The organism is Aneurinibacillus sp. Ricciae_BoGa-3 (assembly GCF_028421645.1).
Classification (GTDB): Bacteria; Bacillota; Bacilli; order Aneurinibacillales; family Aneurinibacillaceae; genus Aneurinibacillus_B.
In genome coordinates, this window is record NZ_CP116887.1 from 4,713,596 (window position 1) to 4,730,794 (window position 17,199).

Consider the following 17,199-nt stretch of genomic DNA (forward strand, 5'->3'; position numbering starts at 1 on the left):
AACGCATCAGAGTTCAGTCGCCTTGTTTGATGACGAGTGAAAGCAATCTCCGGACCGTTTAGTCATTTAACCTAAGGCTTAATATATGCTTGTTGAACAGGAATCGCTTGTGCATTAGATGCGGGTTTCTGTGCAGTCGCTGCTATACGTACATAGATTGTGTCGGTTGAAGTTACTTGTATGTTATCTACAGTAGTACCGGTGATCGGTAAGTAAGACCCAGTGTTCACCACATACTCCATTGTATTGTCAACGCCTGTTAATTGGGTTGTACCAGAGGTAGTTCCCTGTGTTAGTGTCGCTGTGGGTGCAGCCGCTGGAGTAATGTTGGCTAGAGCTACTGTCAGCTGTTCAGCATTCGATGCTGGTGTTGCTCCATTTGCTGCTACACGTACAGAAATTACATCACCTGAACTTACTTGTATGCTATCTACAGAAGTACCGGTGATCGGTAGGTAAGAGCCAGAGTTCACTGTGTACTCCATTGTATTGTCAACACCTGTTAGTTTGGTTGTTCCAGCATTAGTTCCTGTTGTTAATGCTCCGTTTGTTGGTGCAGCTGGTGTTGCAAAAGGCTTAATATATGCTTGTTGAACAGGAATCACTTGTGCGTTAGATGCTGGTTTCTGTGCGGTCGCTGCTATACGTACATAAATTGTGTCGGTTGAAGTTACTTGTATGTTATCTACTGTCGTACCGGTGATGGGTAAGTAAGACCCAGTGTTCACCACATACTCCATTGTGTTGTCAACACCTGTTAGTTGGGTTGTACCAGAGGTAGTTCCCTGTGTTAGTGTCCCTGTTGTTGGTGCAGCCGCTGGGGTAATGTTGGCTAGAGCTACTGTCAGCTGTTGAGCATTCGATGCCGGCGTTGCCCCGTTTGCTGTAACACGTACAGAGATTACATCACCTGAACTAACTGTGATATTATCTGCAGAAGTACTGATGATCGGTTGGTAAGAGCCAGAGTTCACTGTATACTCCATTGTGTTGTTAACACCTGTTAGTTTGGTTGTACCAGCATTAGTTCCTGTTGTTAATGCTGCGCTTGTTGGTGCAGCTGGAGCTGTTGTTACTTGACCATATGTCACTGCTGTTCTTGCACTTTCAGTTTTACCTGCCTCTGTACGGGTTACATATAGTTCACCGCTGTTGGCAAGTAAACCTGTTAGTACCACGTTGGCTGTACCGTTACTTCCAGCCGTACCCGTTCCAATTGGAGTTTGATCGGTTGCGGTAGCATAAACTTTGATCGTGTCTCCGGTTGACGAGCCTGTTACGACTACCGTATCCACTGATGTTGTATTATTTACGGTGATAGATGTCGCTGATGGTGGATTACTACTGGTCCGTGTTGGAGTATAGCCTGAGCGATCCGCATTGTCTATTACCTGCTGCGCACTTGTACCAGCGATCGTCGTATTATTATTATTAAATTTAACGTTATTCAAAGGAACATTAACAGTAACTTGTGAAGCATTCACTGTAACATTGGCACTATTAAACGCACTGCTGTTACCACCGATTGTTACAGGAGCATTCAGTACGACATTCCCAGTGACTCTCGCACTAGCAGTAGCAGTAATTTGCGACCCTGTTGCCGTAGAATCTACCGTAATATTATTTACTGCAGTATTGTCCCCAAGTGATAATGTGGCATTAGAAGCTTTGATAGTCAAGCCGCCGGACAATTGCGAATTAGTTATAGTAGTTGCAAAAGCCGATGTACACATCGTACTTAACGCAACTGTTGATAAGACAGCAACCGCTTTTAAATTAATTATTTGCTTCCCCATTTAAAGTCTCCTTCCCCTATTGAGCAATAATATTTGTTTGTCCAGTTACAGTAACGTTATTGAGCGACGTAGTCGGATCATCTACCATATTTAAAGTACCTGCAATGGTGCCAGGTCCTGTTAACGATGCACCTTTTCTAATAACAACTGTCACATTCGAAGGTATAAGTGATGTTGAACCAAAGCTAACAGGGCCTGTGATCTGAACAGTTGTTATACCTGCAAAGCTAGTTCGGTTAATTGAACCTGAATTGTAGGTTATAGTCGAAGAAGAGGAATTATTTAGGATAAGGCTACCGCTGCTGGAGCTACCGCTAGTGGATCCACCGCTGCTGGAGCCACCGCCACCACCTGTGGAGCCCGTTGAAGGTGTAGTCGTGCTAATGCTGTCTCCGGTCGTGGAAGTATTTCCATTGTCTGTGGACTGTGAATTTAACGCTTCATCAAGTGTAAATACGGATTCAGCCCGGGTAATGTTGTTGTTTGGCTTGAACGTTTTATCCGGGTATCCGTGCATGATTCCCTGTCCCATAACTTCCCCAACAAACTCCTTGCCCCAAGGCGCGATGGAACTAGCATCTACAAAACTGCTTAGTTTATCTTCCGAAACTGGGCTTAATTTCAACAATTTTGAAATTATTACAGCTGCCTCTTGACGTGTGATTTTATTGTTTGGCTTTATTGTGCCATCTGCATAACCGGAAATATAACCAGCTGCCTTGGCTTTAGCAACTTCTTTATAAAACCATTGGCTGCTCGATACATCTTTGTAGTTTATTGAGGCTTCTTCAGTAACCCAAAGGACTTATTAACAAGCGTCATAAATTCTGCACGAGTGATGCTGTTGTTCGGTTTGAACGTTCCATCCGCATACCCGCTTATGTATCCTTTGTCTACCCACTTTGTAATCTGGGCCTGTGCCCAATGCCCGCTAACATCCTTAACATCGGCTAATGCAGAGCCTGCGATAGCCATTACCATAGAACCACTAATTAAAACTGAAGATAGTCCCTTATAAACTCCCTTTCGAAACTTCATCTTACCCCTCCTACCATGATAGTCTACTAAATGACACTAACTCTTTTTGACCCTATCTTGCTTACATATATCTACAAGATTTAGGACAAAAATCAAGTCGCATCTAAATTTTACCACCATTCGCGCTGTTTGTGTATAACTTTTGTCGGATTAATCGTTTTTTTATGAGTTAAAGGTCTCGGTAAATTAGTAGTGATTAATTAATACGATATGTGATGTTTACCATTTTAATAGAATTACATAGACCTTCTGTTAGAAATATCTTTATGTATCATGTTATTCCCGCAACCGATAATAGAGTGTGGAACTTTAAATAGTCATTCGCGCAAAACAAAAAGAACCTCTGAAATAATCAGAGGTTCTCAGTTTGTCGACAAAAGGCATCCGAATAACCCTATTCGGATGCCTTTGCTCATTTTCAAGCTTTATTTTTCTTTATATGGACCTCGAAGAGGTCTATGTTTATGCCATTTTGGGACTCACCCATGTCCAATTAGCCATCTTCTTTAAATTCATTGCAGCATAAGTAAGCATCGCCTGCATGGACAATTTTTTAAGCCCCCTAAGGGTTGTCCAGCGCATACCATGTTTTTATTTTGCATCTGCAAATACACGCTCAATCGTTTCTTTGCGCCGTGCATAGATGCTCTTTATCTCTTCTGTATGGCGAAGGTGATCAGCTTCTTCAAGATAACTTTCCCAGACATGTCGTTGAATAAGCTTTTGATGATTTTTGCTCTGAGTACACTTTAACAACAGAGGACAATCCTTACACTGACTAGGATTGGAGAAGTACTGTCGATAACCTTCCATTGTGGTTGTGCTGTATGATAAAACTTGTCCTTGCGGACAAAGATAACAATCATAGTGCTCATCATAAACATAATCGTGTTTCTTCAAATACCCTTCCTTCGTACGAAGGCGAGTATAAGGCAATGCCGGTTGAATTTCATTTGTGATTAGGTATTCAGCGATGGCAGGTGTTTTATATCCAGCGTCCGCAGCGACGGCAATAGGTTTCCCGCACTTCTCAATCACTTTTTCAAGTAAAGGTTCAAACATTGTACTATCATGAGTATTACCAGGCGTCACAATGGTCCCTAAGATAAAGCCATTTTCATCAGCAGCTATATGAAAAGAATAGGCAAACTGCTTCGTTCGTTCATCCTTTACATAGTAGCCACTCTCTGGGTCAGTAGTGCTTTCTTTAATCTCCTTATATTCATCCTTCTTAAATTTATCCGGTGGGAAGGGCTTTTTACAATGTTCTTCACGGTCGCCATTGATTTCTTCTATTAACCGGGACTGATAGGCTTTCGTTTCTTTTCGAACCACTTTCTTCTCAAATTTACGCTTATTTGCACTTGCTTTAACATGCGTTGAATCGATAAAAACGTGCTCGCTACTGATCAATTTCTTCTCTGACGCTTCCTTTAAAATCCGATGGAAAATCCTTTCAAATAAATCCGTATCCTTGAAGCGACGTTCATAATTCTTACCGAAGGTAGAGAAATGCGGAACTTTATCATGGAATCCAAAGCCGAGGAACCATCTGTAAGCTAAGTTCGTTTCGATTTCTTCGATTGTTTTACGCATTGAACGAATACCAAACATATATTGAATGAAGGTCATTTTAATTAGAATGACAGGATCGATACTTGGACGACCGCGTTCCGTAGAATACATATCTTTTACAAGTGAATCAATTTCATAATTGCTTTTTAAAAATCTCAATACCTACAGAATTTTTGTATTCATTTAAAAAACGACCGGAGGTCGCGTTCTGTTAAGCGGCTTTAACGCTCAATTTGGTGTTGATACGATCAACAGCTAATTTAGAAGCATTAAACAATAGGCACAGTAAATCAACATGGACTTTCGCTAATTCTCCGGAACGATACCGGATATTGTTCAACTGGAAATATTCTTTTAAGTACGCGTTCACTCGTTCAACAGAAGTACGTTCCTTATAAAGCTCTTTCCACGACTCGCTTCCACGGGCGGGAGCTGGATACCGGCGCAAATCCACTGTTTTTTTGATTTTCATGCTCCTTTGACAGAGCGTGTCGTGAGCGAGCGGACAATCCTTACATTCCTTCGGTCTTGTATACTTGAGCGTTTCGTATTTTTTATCATAGCTATCATAACGATAGGAATACTCACGGACACAGGTCGGTGCGAAATACTTATCAACACCGATAGGTGGCGCTTCATTCCGCTTATTATAAGCGATGATCCCAACTGCTTTCATACGGTAAATCTGCTCATAAATCGGTTTGTAATCATATCCGGCGTCCGCCATCACTTTCGTGATGTTCAGAATAGGAAAACGTTCAGCTATACCTTTTAATAGCGGAATCGCAGCTTTGGCATCGTTCATGTTTCCTGACGAAAGCAAATGTCCTAAAATGTACTGACTTTTCGTTTCTACAGCTAAGTGAAGTTTGTAGCCATACCAAAAAAGGTTTTATTTTCGGAGTTCTTCTTAATTCCCCACCTGGGAGCGTTTGTCATTTCTTTTTGAAGCTCACCGAAGGTGTAATCCAATTGTTTTTCGATTTTCTGCTCAAAAATAGGCAGGTTGTTTTGGATTTCTTCCTGTTCTTTTTTCCAGGCCTCATAGTCTTCTTTCTTTTTGCGGCCTCGTTTTTTCGGTTCTTTGACAGCGGTTTCCCCTTCCACTTCATCTTTTTGTGGAGCTTGATCTCGCGCTTCGATGTGCGTTGCGTCAATGGCAATATGGATACCATCAATAAAACCTTCTTCCATCGCTTGTGATAGAAGTTGATCATTCATTTCAGCCAACACATTTGAGGTTTTGATCTTTCGAATCAAACGTGAGAAAGAAGATTCAGATGGCACCCGATCGGAAAAGGAAAAACCACAATCCAGACGGAAAAGAACATTCTGTTTTAAACGGCGAACAAGAAGTGCCATCGTTGGGACCCCCTCTAAAATACGAGCCAACATGGCATAAATCATCGCGGGATAATTAAGTGACTGAGGGGCACCTGCAGATGTTTTCTTAGACGTAATTTTAAGCAGCGGCATAATATTAATGCCTTCAAAAATCGCCTTGTAACGTTCGGTAGGTTCTAAATCTAACAAATCTTGCAGGGAAAACAAATGTCCTTGACGAATAGAGTACACGAGGAGACAAACCTTTCTCATTGAGTTGTGGTAGCAACTACTCTATTCGAGATTTAGGGAGGTACTCCTTTTTTTTCATCCTTATTGAACCTTACGGTTCAAGGACTATGAGTTATGAAATTGATTCAAGTGGATAAATAAATGAAAAATCTATAGAAGCCTCGACTTTTCGGACAAGGTGGTTTTTAGGTACCAGTTGTTCTAATGTAATCATCTCTAATTGTTCACGATTCGTCCCAGTATGTTGCGTTAGCATTTTCATCACCCAATAAATAGTTTGTATCTTAAATTATACAAAAAAACTGCAGACAAATCCGTTTTCTTTTGGATTTTGTCTACAGTCAGAACCTCTGAAATAATCAGAGGTTCTTTCCTACTTAACTATATTTACTTCGTTCCCTGCCGGGATAACCGTCTAATTCTCCGGAGTGCATTCAATAGCGGTTTCTTCTGGCCGACCCAGCCAATCAACTCGGCCACAACTTCAAGCATGATAATCACAAGTCCTACAATCACAAGTGCACCCCACAGGGTAGATTGCGAGAAAATAATAGCGGCTGTGGCAAACACAGCACTAATGCCGTAAATCACGAGCACCGCACCACGGTGGGAAAGACCCATCGTAAGCAGGCAGTGATGCAGGTGTTCCTTATCCGCTACAGAGATCGGCCGCTTGTTTAAGAAGCGACGCAGCATGGCAAACACTGTATCAGAGAGTGGAACGCCGAGAATCAAAATCGGAATAACGAACATAATTAACGTTGCAAATTTAAAACCCATAACCGACAGTGCGGCCAGGTTAAACCCAAGGAACAGTGCACCTGTGTCCCCCATGAAGATCTTCGCAGGGTGAAAATTATAAAATAAGAATCCGATAATTCCGCCGAGCAGGATCACACAGTAAAGGGCAACAACCATGTTGCCCATAATAAGGGCGATGATCATCATGGCAGCTGTCGCAATGCCGGATACGCCAGCAGCCAGTCCGTCCAATCCGTCAATCAGGTTAACGGCATTGGTGATTCCGATAATCCAAAATACCGTAACCGGAATCGTTACCCAACCCCAGTTCAGGCTGAGCACCCCTTCAAACGGAAGGTTAATCAATTCTATTTGGAGGCCGTTGAAGACGACGACAAGCGCAGCTGCAATCTGGCCTAACAGTTTAAGTTTTGGAGATAGTTCAAAACGGTCATCAAGCGCACCAACCAGTACAATGATGCTTCCGCCCAGAAATATTCCCATTGCTTCCTTCGATGATGGAAAGAACAGAAGATACGCTAGAGAAAAACCGATGTAGATCGCAAGGCCGCCGAGACGCGGCATAACGCGCTGGTGTACTTTTCTATGATTAGGCTTATCCACGGCGCCAATGGCAATGGCCAACCGTTTCACAAGAGGTGTAGCCAGTACGGTTACGACAAGTGAGAGGATAAACCCGTATATATAACTGTTCATGTTTTCTCTCCTTAGTGGTTGTGGTCTAATTTCTGCGGAGCAATACCTGGTTCCATAGCACGCTTATCGCAAACTTAGGCAGCAACAGTTGCCGCTTCCAGCGCTTCGGCTGGCTCACCAGCCGATAAAACCATTCCAGATTGAGTTTCTGGAACAACTCGGGTGCCCGCTTCACGGTGCCGGACAGCACATCGAAGCTTCCTCCTACACCCATCACTATATTAACCGGTAAATCCGGGAGATGTCTGGCAATCCACTTTTCCTGTCTGGGTGCACCCAGCGCCACAAATAAAAGCTGCGGCTTCTCTTGCTGTATGTGTTTCACTATGTCGGGCTCTTCTTCCTCTGTAAAATACCCGCTGTAATGCCCTGCATAAACAGCATTCGGGTACAGTTCCTTAAGCTTCAAGGCTGCTCCATCTGATGAAGAAGGGGAAGCCCCAACAAGCATGTATTTCCAACCGTAGCGGTTGGCCTGTTTCATCAGTCCATGCAGCAGGTCATAGCCGGAGACGCGTTCCGACACCGGCTGGCCTATCCAGCGGGAGGCCAGTACAATTCCAATCCCGTCCGGTGTGATGATACCAGCTTGTTGAAGAAGTTTCATATACTCCGGATCCTGCCTGCCCATCATAACAATCTCAGGGTTCGCTGTCACCACCTGAATCTTGGCATTGCTGGTAACGCTCCGGGTGAGCAGCTCAACGGTCTCATTGAAGCCAGCTTGCAAAAAAGGAACCTGGAGGATTTCTACCCGCTTATATGTATTCATAATCCTTTTCATCCATTCCAGCTTCACGCTTTGTTCTATCCGTAAATCTATACCGAATTCATTTTATACCAAGCATTAGGAAATCACAATCAAAAGAAAGTAAGTTACGCATTTTTTCCAACTGATCCAGAAGAAGTATTCCACAGCCTAATCGTTTGACATTGCGTACTTTTCTATACGTTTCCGCCATGTCTGTAACTTTAACCAAGAAAGATGAAAAAACGATGAAAATGTTAAATGGGGAAAGTAAGGAGCTTGCATGTGTCTCACGATGTCTTCCTATGATATTTTTGGGACCCTAAGGCCCCCTTCCACCCTTTCCAATCCAAACACTTTAAACTGAGCGTTCTCACAAACAAAAAGCCTGCTGTCCGATTACGGAAGCAGGCCTCTTTTCTGTTAATTGCCGGTTGAGATGTCATAAACCTCGTTATTGAATTGGTAAATGACGATTTTGTCGTTTTTATTGATCCCTCTGAGTGTGGTGTCCAGGTTAGGCAGGCGGTTGAAAAGCGACTGTGGCAGATAGTAACTGCCCACTGTGGTATAAACCCTGTCTCCCAGCGGATCGAGGGATGTAAAGGTGGTTTGAATCGCCTTCATCACCGAAACCGTTTTGGTGTTATTGGTTGCATCCGCTACCTGTACGCGGTCACCTTTATGCAGGGCATTGAGTGACGCATACTGCAGGTCACCGGAATTAATGATGCTTCCTGTGTTGAATGGAACATCTGTTAATACGCCATTATAGTCCCTTACGCTGAACTTGTTGTTGTCGGTATCTACGGAGACAACGGTACCCGTTATGCTTGGGAGGAGCGCAATAGATTTCAGGGTGTCACCCAGGTACGTGCCTTTTATAACATCTCCTACTTTGACATCGGATGCTTTAGGGTACGGGTTGCCAGGTGCCGTGAATGTAATGCCGCTGCTGAGATCAAAGTTTCGGATATTGCCGGCATCGTCCTGTCCGGTTAACAGGTTCACAGACGTGTTGACATTGGTTATGCGGTAAACAATCGCACGCTCCACTTCAATCTTGCCAACTTGTGAGCCGCTCAAGGTCATCGATACATTATCACCGACACGCAGATCGCCGATATCAATGGTGCGCAGGTCATGGGCGACAATAGTGACATTGTTGCTGACTATGTAGACTTTTAACTCACCCGTTGTAAGCTTAACGGTCAGCAGGCGGTTATCCATATCAATGCGTGAAATCTGGGCTTTAACCCGGTTGTCCGCATTAATATAAATAATTTTATTATCCGAATCCAGCTGGACAGATACGTTCATATCCTTCTTTAAGTCGGAAAGAGCTGGATTTGTTATCCCGTTCACAACAATTTGCGGAGCGGTTGCTGCCAGCTCATACGCTTTTAAATCGCCGCTTGCCATCTTAAGGGAAACAATCCGGTTCGTCTGGTCAACGGCATACACCGTTCCGTTAATCATTCCTGGCTGGTCGGTGCTTGTCCGGTTTGTTACCGCAATGGCTGTTACCGTACCATTGTCCGCTGTTAAGGAAATCTGATCGCCGCTCTGGACATCAGAGATGGCAGCACTGCTCGTCCCATTAAGTGTAACCGTTACATTCGGATCTACTTTATAAGCCTGGAGGGTTCCATCATCCTTTTGTACGGTGATAAAATTCTGGTCCGGCAGAATCGTCTTGACTGTGCCCGTAACACCCGGTGCATCTTGTGCTGCCTGAAGCGTGATGGATGAGACAATGTTCTGGCCATCCACTACAAGCTTGACACTGTCCCCCTGCTTGAGGTCACCGACGGTCGGAAAACGATGGTTTTTATAGTCTACGGTGGTCGAATCACTATATTGATATGCCGCCAGCTTGCCTGAAGCGCTTTTGATCGTAATCAGCTTGCTGGATGCGTCAACATCATACACTGTCCCTTGCAGCGGGCTGGCCTGGCTTTCACCTGTACGGGCAATTTCAATAATCTTGCCATCCGGGGAAACCGTTGCCTGGATCACATCTCCGCTCATAAGCTGGCTGATGTTGGTCAATGTACCGCCATTTCCGTTCAGCTTAACCTGACTGTCCACCGCATACGTCGTAAGCTTGGAATTGTCGTCTTTGACAATCAACGTGTTGGCTTCCGGATATACTTTCTCCACCGTTACCTTCATTACTGTGTTGGCAGATGAAGTGTCTCCGTTGCTGCCGGTATTGCCCGCTCCCCCGGTGCCCGCTGAATTTCCAGTATCGCCTGTAAGCTCTACATAAGAAGCGTTCGTCCCATCGCCAATGACAATGGCCTCGCTTGCCGGCTTAATGTCATCCACCGTTACCTTTTTCTTATGATCGTAAAAAATGGTTTGGTCGGTGATGGCATATGTATGAACGGTATTGTTGTTGCTGCTTTTGATAGCTAAAGCTGTATGATTAATCGCCTGCAGTGTACCTACCTGCGTCTGGTTCGATTCAATATCGAGATACTTCTCCCCGTTGCTTAACAGCGTCAGCATTTCCGCCCGGGTAATGGCCTGATTCGGTTTAAACACATAGCCTCCGTTGTCGGCGTAACCGGATAAAATGCCGTAGTCGACAGCCGTCTTTACGTAACGGCTTGCCCAGGAAGGGATTGAACTGCTGTCGAGAAAATTGCTCGCCCCGGTGTTCGCTGCCGCTTCACTGTCTTTGTTTATCATTCTGACCATCAACTGTGCCACCCACGCTCTTGTGGCAGGCTGGCCTGGTGTGAAACGGTTCTCCGTCGGTTTGATCAGCCCCTTATCAATGGCGAGGCCGATATAGCCTTTCGCCCACGCTGGAGCGTTGTATGACTTTCCTGATGTTCCCTTGTAGCTTTCAGCCGCACTTTTCAATCCCATATTTCGCATGGCCAGCGACAGTGCCTCTGCCTGTGTAACGGTAAAGTTGGGGTGGAAGGTTCCATCCTCATACCCGGACGCTACGCCGCGCAAACCCATTTTCGTGATATATTGGGAGGCCCAGTGGTTGTCCGGTACGTCTGAAAAGTTCACTGCACCAAAAGCTGTTGTCGTCCACCCTAAACTGGTTACGGACATAAGTCCTGCAAAGGTGAACGGAATTATCGAACGTTTTACCCGCTTCATTATCGTGTCACTGCTACTAAAAACATAAACAAATATAATCCGTTTATGCTAGACGGTTTCCTGCTTCTTCGTACTCCATTTCACCACTTACTCGCTACTTTGGTTGATATAGCACTCCACAGGCGTTAATTCCGATGTAGCCCACCGTACATATATACATTATCGTCTGGTGATAAATGTATATTCTGTTGCATTTTTTAGATTGAGACTTGCGTTAAAATCTCGGTCTAATTCTACTCCACAAGAATCACACTTGAAAATTCGCTCAGATAAACTTAGCTTGTTTTTCTTGTACCCACAACATGAACATGCTTTTGAACTCGGATAAAAACGACTAACCATGCGTAGTTCAATCCCATATTCATTACACTTGGACGTCAACCACTCTTTAAAACGATAGAATTTTTGCTTGCGAATAGAATCAGCTAAGTGGCGATTTTTCATCAGACCTTTAACATTCAAATCCTCAATCGTTATATACTTCGGTTTGGCTTTTACCAAGGCATTAACGACGTATCTAACATATTCTTCACGAATATTAGCTAATCGAACGTGAAGTTTTTGAATCATCGCTATCTGTTTTTGTATGTTTTTATAGCAGGGTTCACCTCGTTTCTTTTTATATTCGTATTTTCGACTAAGTTTTCGTTGTTGTCGTTTTAATGATTTTTCTACCTTTTTAATTTTGGTAGTGTAGTTGATATTTTTGAATACGGTATGATTACTGCACACAGCAAAATGTTTAACTCCTACATCCACACCTACACCAACATGGGGATTAATTTGCGAGTTAACGAATTCAACCTCACATAGCACGGACACGAAAAACCTGCCTGCTTTATATGAAATTGTTCCACTGCTTACCTTCGCATTGTCTGGAATATATCCATACTCTTTTAAACGAACCCAACCTAGTGTGGGTATTTTAATGCGATGCCTTTCCACTGTCCAATCCGTAGGATTATTCTTCGGAAAGTAGGCTTTTACATCCTGATTTTTCTTTTTCTTAAATTTAGGAAACTTGCTCCAGCCTTTAAAAAATCTAATAAAAGCTTTTTCACCATTCATGACAGCTTGCTTAACTGCTTTACTAGATACAAGTTTTATCCATTGGTCCTTTTCTTTGGTGTACTCATTGTTTAACCACTTGGAGAAATCCATACCGCTAAGGAATTTCTTTTCTTTTTCGTAATACGCTTTGTTCGTGGAAAGGTATAAATTGTAAACGTATCTACAAACACCGAGAGTTTGATGGGCTTTTTGACACTGTTTTTCATTCAAGATGATTTCGGTTTTGTATGCTTTCTTCATAGATCAGCATCTTCTTTCAGTTTTTTCTTATATTTTCTTAGACCGTAAATGCGACAAGAAAAAACATGAATGATTGAAATTAAGTCTTGAACGAGTTCTTCTTCTGGTGAGAGAGATTCATTATTCACAATTAAAATTTCTACCCCACATTTGCGTAAAAACTTCTGCAAATGTTTTATATCCAAAACGACAAAGCGATCTTTATGAGAAATGATGATTGTCTTTATTTCTCTTTTTTGAGCTAAATCTTAATTCCATTTTTTACGTTTGTAGTTAAGCCCACTGCCAACATCAGTAAAAACTTCATCTACGATGATTCCTTTTGCGTTTGCATGCTGTGTTAAAAACTCAATTTGATTGGTTAAATAATCTTTTTGACCTCGATTAGATACTCTAGCGCAAATAATTGTTTTGACCTACTTTATTTTCTTCCGAAATCCCCATGTATTCTCGGTACTGCGTTTCTGTGTAATATCCTCCTTCCTTAAGTGTTTCGGTGAGCAATTATTTTACCTTAGTTATCTCATCGTTGAAGCGTTAAAACCGTGACACCAAGCATCGAAGCAAACTCTTTTGGCTTGTATATCTTTTCCATGATTGCATTATATCCCATTTCATAATATTTGATTATGTTTTATTTACTGTTTTACTCCTCCTTCTCCCTATAACAAAGTGCTTACACATTATTCAATATTATCACAGAAGTCGAGAAAATTGCTCATATTTCACCAACTTTTTCCTATAAGACAAACACTAAGTGCGCCCTCCCAGGTGATGATTTTCCATTGTATTTCAGGCCCTTTAAATTCCTTCGTGTCCATTTCTAGCTTCTATTTCGTTCATTATTTTGTGGTAAAGTGAGTAGGAGACATCCTAGATGATGTCTGCATGAAATCATTCTGGAGGTATTCACGTGGACAAGAAATTTGTGTACCTGGGATTAACGACGTTCATAGCCGGCGCACTGGCGGTAGGCTGCAGCAGCAAAAATACAGCTTCACAGGCTTCGTCTGCTGATAGCCTATCTGCCAGCCAATCTTCTGCTTCTGCCACAGGGCAGCAAGCTTCTAATGGAAACGATAAAACGAAAGCAGCTGAAGTTGTGAAACAATACATGGCTGCCCAGGGCAACATCAGTTATAAGGACCCGTCTTCTTACCATGCCGGCGATAAGTATTTGACGCCCAATCTGGCGAAGTCCCAGCAGCAGAGTGAGAGCGGAAAATTTAAGTTTATTACCGCCAATAAACTCTCAGTAAAACAAGAAAACGTCAAGATTACCCCTCTTGCAGAAAAGAATGGGGCGTATGTTTTTGAAGTTACTGCCCATACGACCTATCACAGCGACAAACAAAACAAAGATCTTGGAAGCTCAAACATCGATGAGGAGATGACGGTAACTAACAATAAAGGCACACTGCTCATCAACAGCATCCAAAATCATAAATAAATCCCTTTCTATTAAGCATAAAAAAACTCCTCGGAAAGTGATCACCGAGGAGTTTTTTGCGTTGTTTAACGCTATAACGACACGAAGTAAATGTCTTTTAATTTAACTAAACTTATCAAATGATTTATTGGCTAAATTACTCCACATATATACAGTAGGAATTCCTGAATTATTCATTACTGGTTTTTTCGTTTTAATTTTACTGAATCCATTACGCGAATATAGTTGTATTAATCTCTTTTGCTCATTCGCTATTTCATCTGCATAAAATTCACCTTCAGGATGCACCATTAACATCACATAATCAGCGCGAATTTCTTCTTTGAGACATTTTAATAATAACCACAAATATGGTTTAGTTAACCCCCTTCCTCTGTATTGCGGGAATAATTCAAAATGATGGAGATAAGCAATCGTTCCTTTATCTTTAACTAAATGAATCATTTCAGAAGTTAATAAATTCTTTAGAATTTGAAGTTCATTATACCGTAAAGCAGATGCGTTTTTTAAAGCGTACTCTACATAATCTGTTAATGACCCTGAAATCCATTTTTCATTAAAAATTTGCAAATTGGCTCGCCCTACTACTTCTTCGTGCTGGTAGACACCGTTACCGGTCACATCACCAGCTAATTCTACATCTAAAAAGATAACGTCCGAAATTTCCTTTTGTAATTTTATTGTGGGGGTGAAAATCACTTCATTTTGTGTTGATGTAGGTTCCATTGACATACTTTTAGACTCCTCTTCAAAAAGGTGTAAATGCTTAATGAAAAATAATAAGCCCAAAATGTGTCAGAAGTACGTCAAGAACTTTTATACAGACCTTTAAGCACACAGAACAATTGTCTTTACTACCGCAAAATGAAACTTAATGATTTTTTGTCGTGCAGAATCGTAGCAAAAAGGCCTGCCGGTAAATTCCTGGCAGACCTCAATCGACAACTTAAGGTTGATCCTTATTGCAGCAAAATCTTACCCTCAATGCAAATTATCTTCTCTTTTATCAACGTACAAGGTGCCATCTCTCTGGATTTCAGCATAAAACACATCCAGTGTGGAACTGGCTCCTGCCCGTTTGATCTGTTCCTGCAGCCAATTCTCATCGAGGTGCAGCTTCGCCAAATTTTCCCGGTTGATTTTTCCGTCTGAAATGAGTTCAGTTGGAATGGGAAAAAGGTTGATTTTACTCTGCTGGATATTCAAATCGCTTCGGGTCGCTGGTTGCTCACTTTCCTTCTTTAGGACGGATAGTTTGCCGTCGATTTCAAAGATGGCATATTCGACATCTTCAATGGAGAACACATCCTTTTGGCGCAGCATCGCAAGCAGCGTATTGATTTCTAACCGTGCATCCCGCAAATGCTTCTCCAGAATTTTTCCCTGCTTAATTAAAATGATAGGCTGTCCATTAAGCAAACGCCGAGCGTTTTTGGATTTGATGCTGATGAATCCCGTGATAAGCGTAAGCAGTGCCCATCCCAATAATGCCAGGAGGCCTCCTTTGAGGTCGATGCTCTTTTCTAGCGTGACAACAGCAGCAATATCACCAATCGCAATCGCGGATATAAAATTAAAAAAAGTGAGCTGCCCGATTTCTTTTTTCCCCATGAGCCTTGTCAGGATCAACAGGGCAAAAAATGAGCACACAACCCGTACTGTTATTTCAGCTACACTCATTTTAAAGACTCCTTCCGGTTACTACCTGCAAGCTGGAAAGGGATTCCTATCCACGGAATCATGCTAATCTATCCTTATTATTCCTACGATTAGACAAGTAATAACCGTTAGACTGGCTCCGCAATTTGTTGTGGTAGCTGTACAAAAGTCGAGTCATTTCTTCACATTGCCAACCATTTGAATCAACATGTAAAGCATCGTTTCAATTCCGTTGCACCTTTGTTCGTTCTGCCGCATGCCGGGTGCATACAAAAAAGGCCTGCCGGGTTTATGCCTGACAGACCTTTTTCAATCGATAATCCTTTTGTCAAGTTTGTTACTTCTACATCGCTCCATCTAACGTCAGATGATCCATGACATGCTGTGTAGTTATTTGTAGATTGATCCTTTACCCCCTATGCAACTGTTGAATCTGCTCAAGCGTAAGCTTTGTGACTTCTGCTAGCATTTTTTCATCCAGACCTTTAGCTAACAAGGTTCGGGCCATTGCCCGCTTCTCTTCTATTCGCCCCTCATGAAATCCTTCCTCATACATTTCCTGCGTTTTACGCGCGTACTCCTGTTTTATGCGATCGTACTCCTGCTGCCTTCGCTCATTCTCTGCGATGATAGATAATCTATCCATCATCGCCTTATGGCGCGCTTCATATTCCCGTCTTGCGTCCGGATCACGGCTTAAGTTCTCCCATTTCTCCATTGCCTCATGCAACGCTGGATTATCCATGGCGCGTACCTCCAGTTCTTTCCGTATTCCCTCATTATCTCCTGCTTCAAGTAGCAGTAACCATTCTACCAGCTCGTCATCGCCAAAACCAATTCGTTTTTCTCTCCATAGCTTGACCAGTTTTGGCAACTCCACCAAATGAATCTCAAGCGTATCATCCCAGCGAAATCCTTCTTGACGTTCTTTTACATCGAATATGAGATGATAGCGTTCTTCAGTCTCATTGAACAGTGAAAAACCCGTTATGATGATACAAATCGTTCGCGGAAGCGTATTATTATTTTCATTTTTCTGAATGTCCTCGATGTACATTCGGCTCCAGTAATACAAAGTACGCTTTGGCAGGTTATGTTCGTTTGCAAGCTGAATCTTTACGTTGACTTTGCTTCCATCATCAAGCTGAGCGTGAATGTCTAGAATCGCATTCTTGTCATCCTGGTATTCCCTGCCCATCTCCTTATCCAGCAAGGTGATTCCCATTATTCGTTTGTCAGGTGGCGGCTTGATCATTGCATTGAGGAAGGCTATTAGAATGCGTTCATTTCCCCGTGAACCGAACAGTTTCTTAAAGGCGAAGTCAACATACAGCTTCATCCACTTCCATCTCCGTAGCTTGTGTTCCATTTCATCAAGCCGTCCGTTTACTTCTTCACGATAATCCCTTAGATCATTTGCGGGTTCTTGAACTTTCGTATCAGATCCCTCGTCGCATCAATTT

General features: G+C 42.6%; 11 protein-coding genes and 3 pseudogenes. 1 reads left to right on the top strand and 13 read right to left on the bottom strand.

What is annotated here, in order from left to right; genetic code table 11:
• Positions 1 to 71: 71 nt before the first annotated feature.
• From PP175_RS23930 to PP175_RS23975, 10 genes and pseudogenes are all read right to left on the bottom strand, one after another.
• The gene (locus PP175_RS23930; RefSeq protein ID WP_272440692.1) at positions 72 to 1,679 is read right to left on the bottom strand and encodes a hypothetical protein; all 1,608 of its coding nucleotides are present in this window, start codon (positions 1,677 to 1,679) and stop codon (positions 72 to 74) included.
• A 133-nt stretch (positions 1,680 to 1,812) separates the two neighbouring features.
• Positions 1,813 to 2,574, bottom strand: a complete 762-nt coding sequence (locus PP175_RS23935; RefSeq protein WP_442870497.1) for an S-layer homology domain-containing protein — start codon at positions 2,572 to 2,574, stop codon at positions 1,813 to 1,815.
• Positions 2,571 to 2,834: an S-layer homology domain-containing protein gene (locus tag PP175_RS23940; protein ID WP_272440693.1), complete on the bottom strand. Its 264-nt coding sequence runs from the start codon at positions 2,832 to 2,834 to the stop codon at positions 2,571 to 2,573. The genes PP175_RS23935 and PP175_RS23940 overlap by 4 nt, the downstream gene beginning before the upstream one ends.
• Positions 2,835 to 3,296: 462 nt before the next feature.
• Positions 3,297 to 4,541, bottom strand: a pseudogene (locus PP175_RS23945) (IS1182 family transposase); the annotation flags it as partial.
• A 79-nt stretch (positions 4,542 to 4,620) separates the two neighbouring features.
• Positions 4,621 to 5,984, bottom strand: a pseudogene (locus PP175_RS23950) (transposase).
• Positions 5,985 to 6,371: 387 nt separating this feature from the next.
• On the bottom strand, positions 6,372 to 7,442 hold the full coding sequence (locus PP175_RS23955; protein ID WP_272440694.1) for a glycosyltransferase family 4 protein: 1,071 nt from the start codon (positions 7,440 to 7,442) through the stop codon (positions 6,372 to 6,374).
• 25 nt (positions 7,443 to 7,467) lie between these two features.
• Positions 7,468 to 8,214 carry a WecB/TagA/CpsF family glycosyltransferase gene (locus PP175_RS23960; protein WP_272440695.1) on the bottom strand — a complete coding sequence of 249 codons (747 nt, stop codon included), beginning with the start codon at positions 8,212 to 8,214 and terminating at the stop codon, positions 7,468 to 7,470.
• Between the two features lie 399 nt (positions 8,215 to 8,613).
• A complete protein-coding gene (locus PP175_RS23965; protein WP_272440696.1) occupies positions 8,614 to 11,316 on the bottom strand; it encodes an S-layer homology domain-containing protein in 2,703 nt (900 codons plus the stop codon).
• Between the two features lie 159 nt (positions 11,317 to 11,475).
• Positions 11,476 to 12,627 carry an RNA-guided endonuclease InsQ/TnpB family protein gene (locus PP175_RS23970; protein WP_272440697.1) on the bottom strand — a complete coding sequence of 384 codons (1,152 nt, stop codon included), beginning with the start codon at positions 12,625 to 12,627 and terminating at the stop codon, positions 11,476 to 11,478.
• A pseudogene (locus PP175_RS23975) lies at positions 12,624 to 13,222 on the bottom strand (IS607 family transposase). The gene PP175_RS23970 and the pseudogene PP175_RS23975 overlap by 4 nt, the downstream one beginning before the upstream one ends.
• A 318-nt stretch (positions 13,223 to 13,540) precedes the next feature.
• Here PP175_RS23975 and PP175_RS23980 point away from each other — a divergent pair.
• Positions 13,541 to 14,077 carry a hypothetical protein gene (locus PP175_RS23980; RefSeq protein ID WP_272440698.1) on the top strand — a complete coding sequence of 179 codons (537 nt, stop codon included), beginning with the start codon at positions 13,541 to 13,543 and terminating at the stop codon, positions 14,075 to 14,077.
• A gap of 102 nt (positions 14,078 to 14,179) precedes the next feature.
• Here the strand turns inward: PP175_RS23980 and PP175_RS23985 are convergent, their stop codons facing one another.
• The 3 genes from PP175_RS23985 to PP175_RS23995 all read right to left on the bottom strand — a co-directional run bounded on the left by PP175_RS23985 (position 14,180) and on the right by PP175_RS23995 (position 17,075).
• Positions 14,180 to 14,809: an N-acetyltransferase gene (locus tag PP175_RS23985; protein ID WP_272440699.1), complete on the bottom strand. Its 630-nt coding sequence runs from the start codon at positions 14,807 to 14,809 to the stop codon at positions 14,180 to 14,182.
• Between the two features lie 249 nt (positions 14,810 to 15,058).
• Entirely contained in the window at positions 15,059 to 15,757 is a 699-nt protein-coding gene (locus PP175_RS23990) for a YetF domain-containing protein (protein ID WP_272440700.1), read from the bottom strand.
• Positions 15,758 to 16,145: 388 nt separating this feature from the next.
• Positions 16,146 to 17,075 carry an Rpn family recombination-promoting nuclease/putative transposase gene (locus PP175_RS23995; protein ID WP_272440701.1) on the bottom strand — a complete coding sequence of 310 codons (930 nt, stop codon included), beginning with the start codon at positions 17,073 to 17,075 and terminating at the stop codon, positions 16,146 to 16,148.
• Between the last annotated feature and the right edge of the window lie 124 nt (positions 17,076 to 17,199).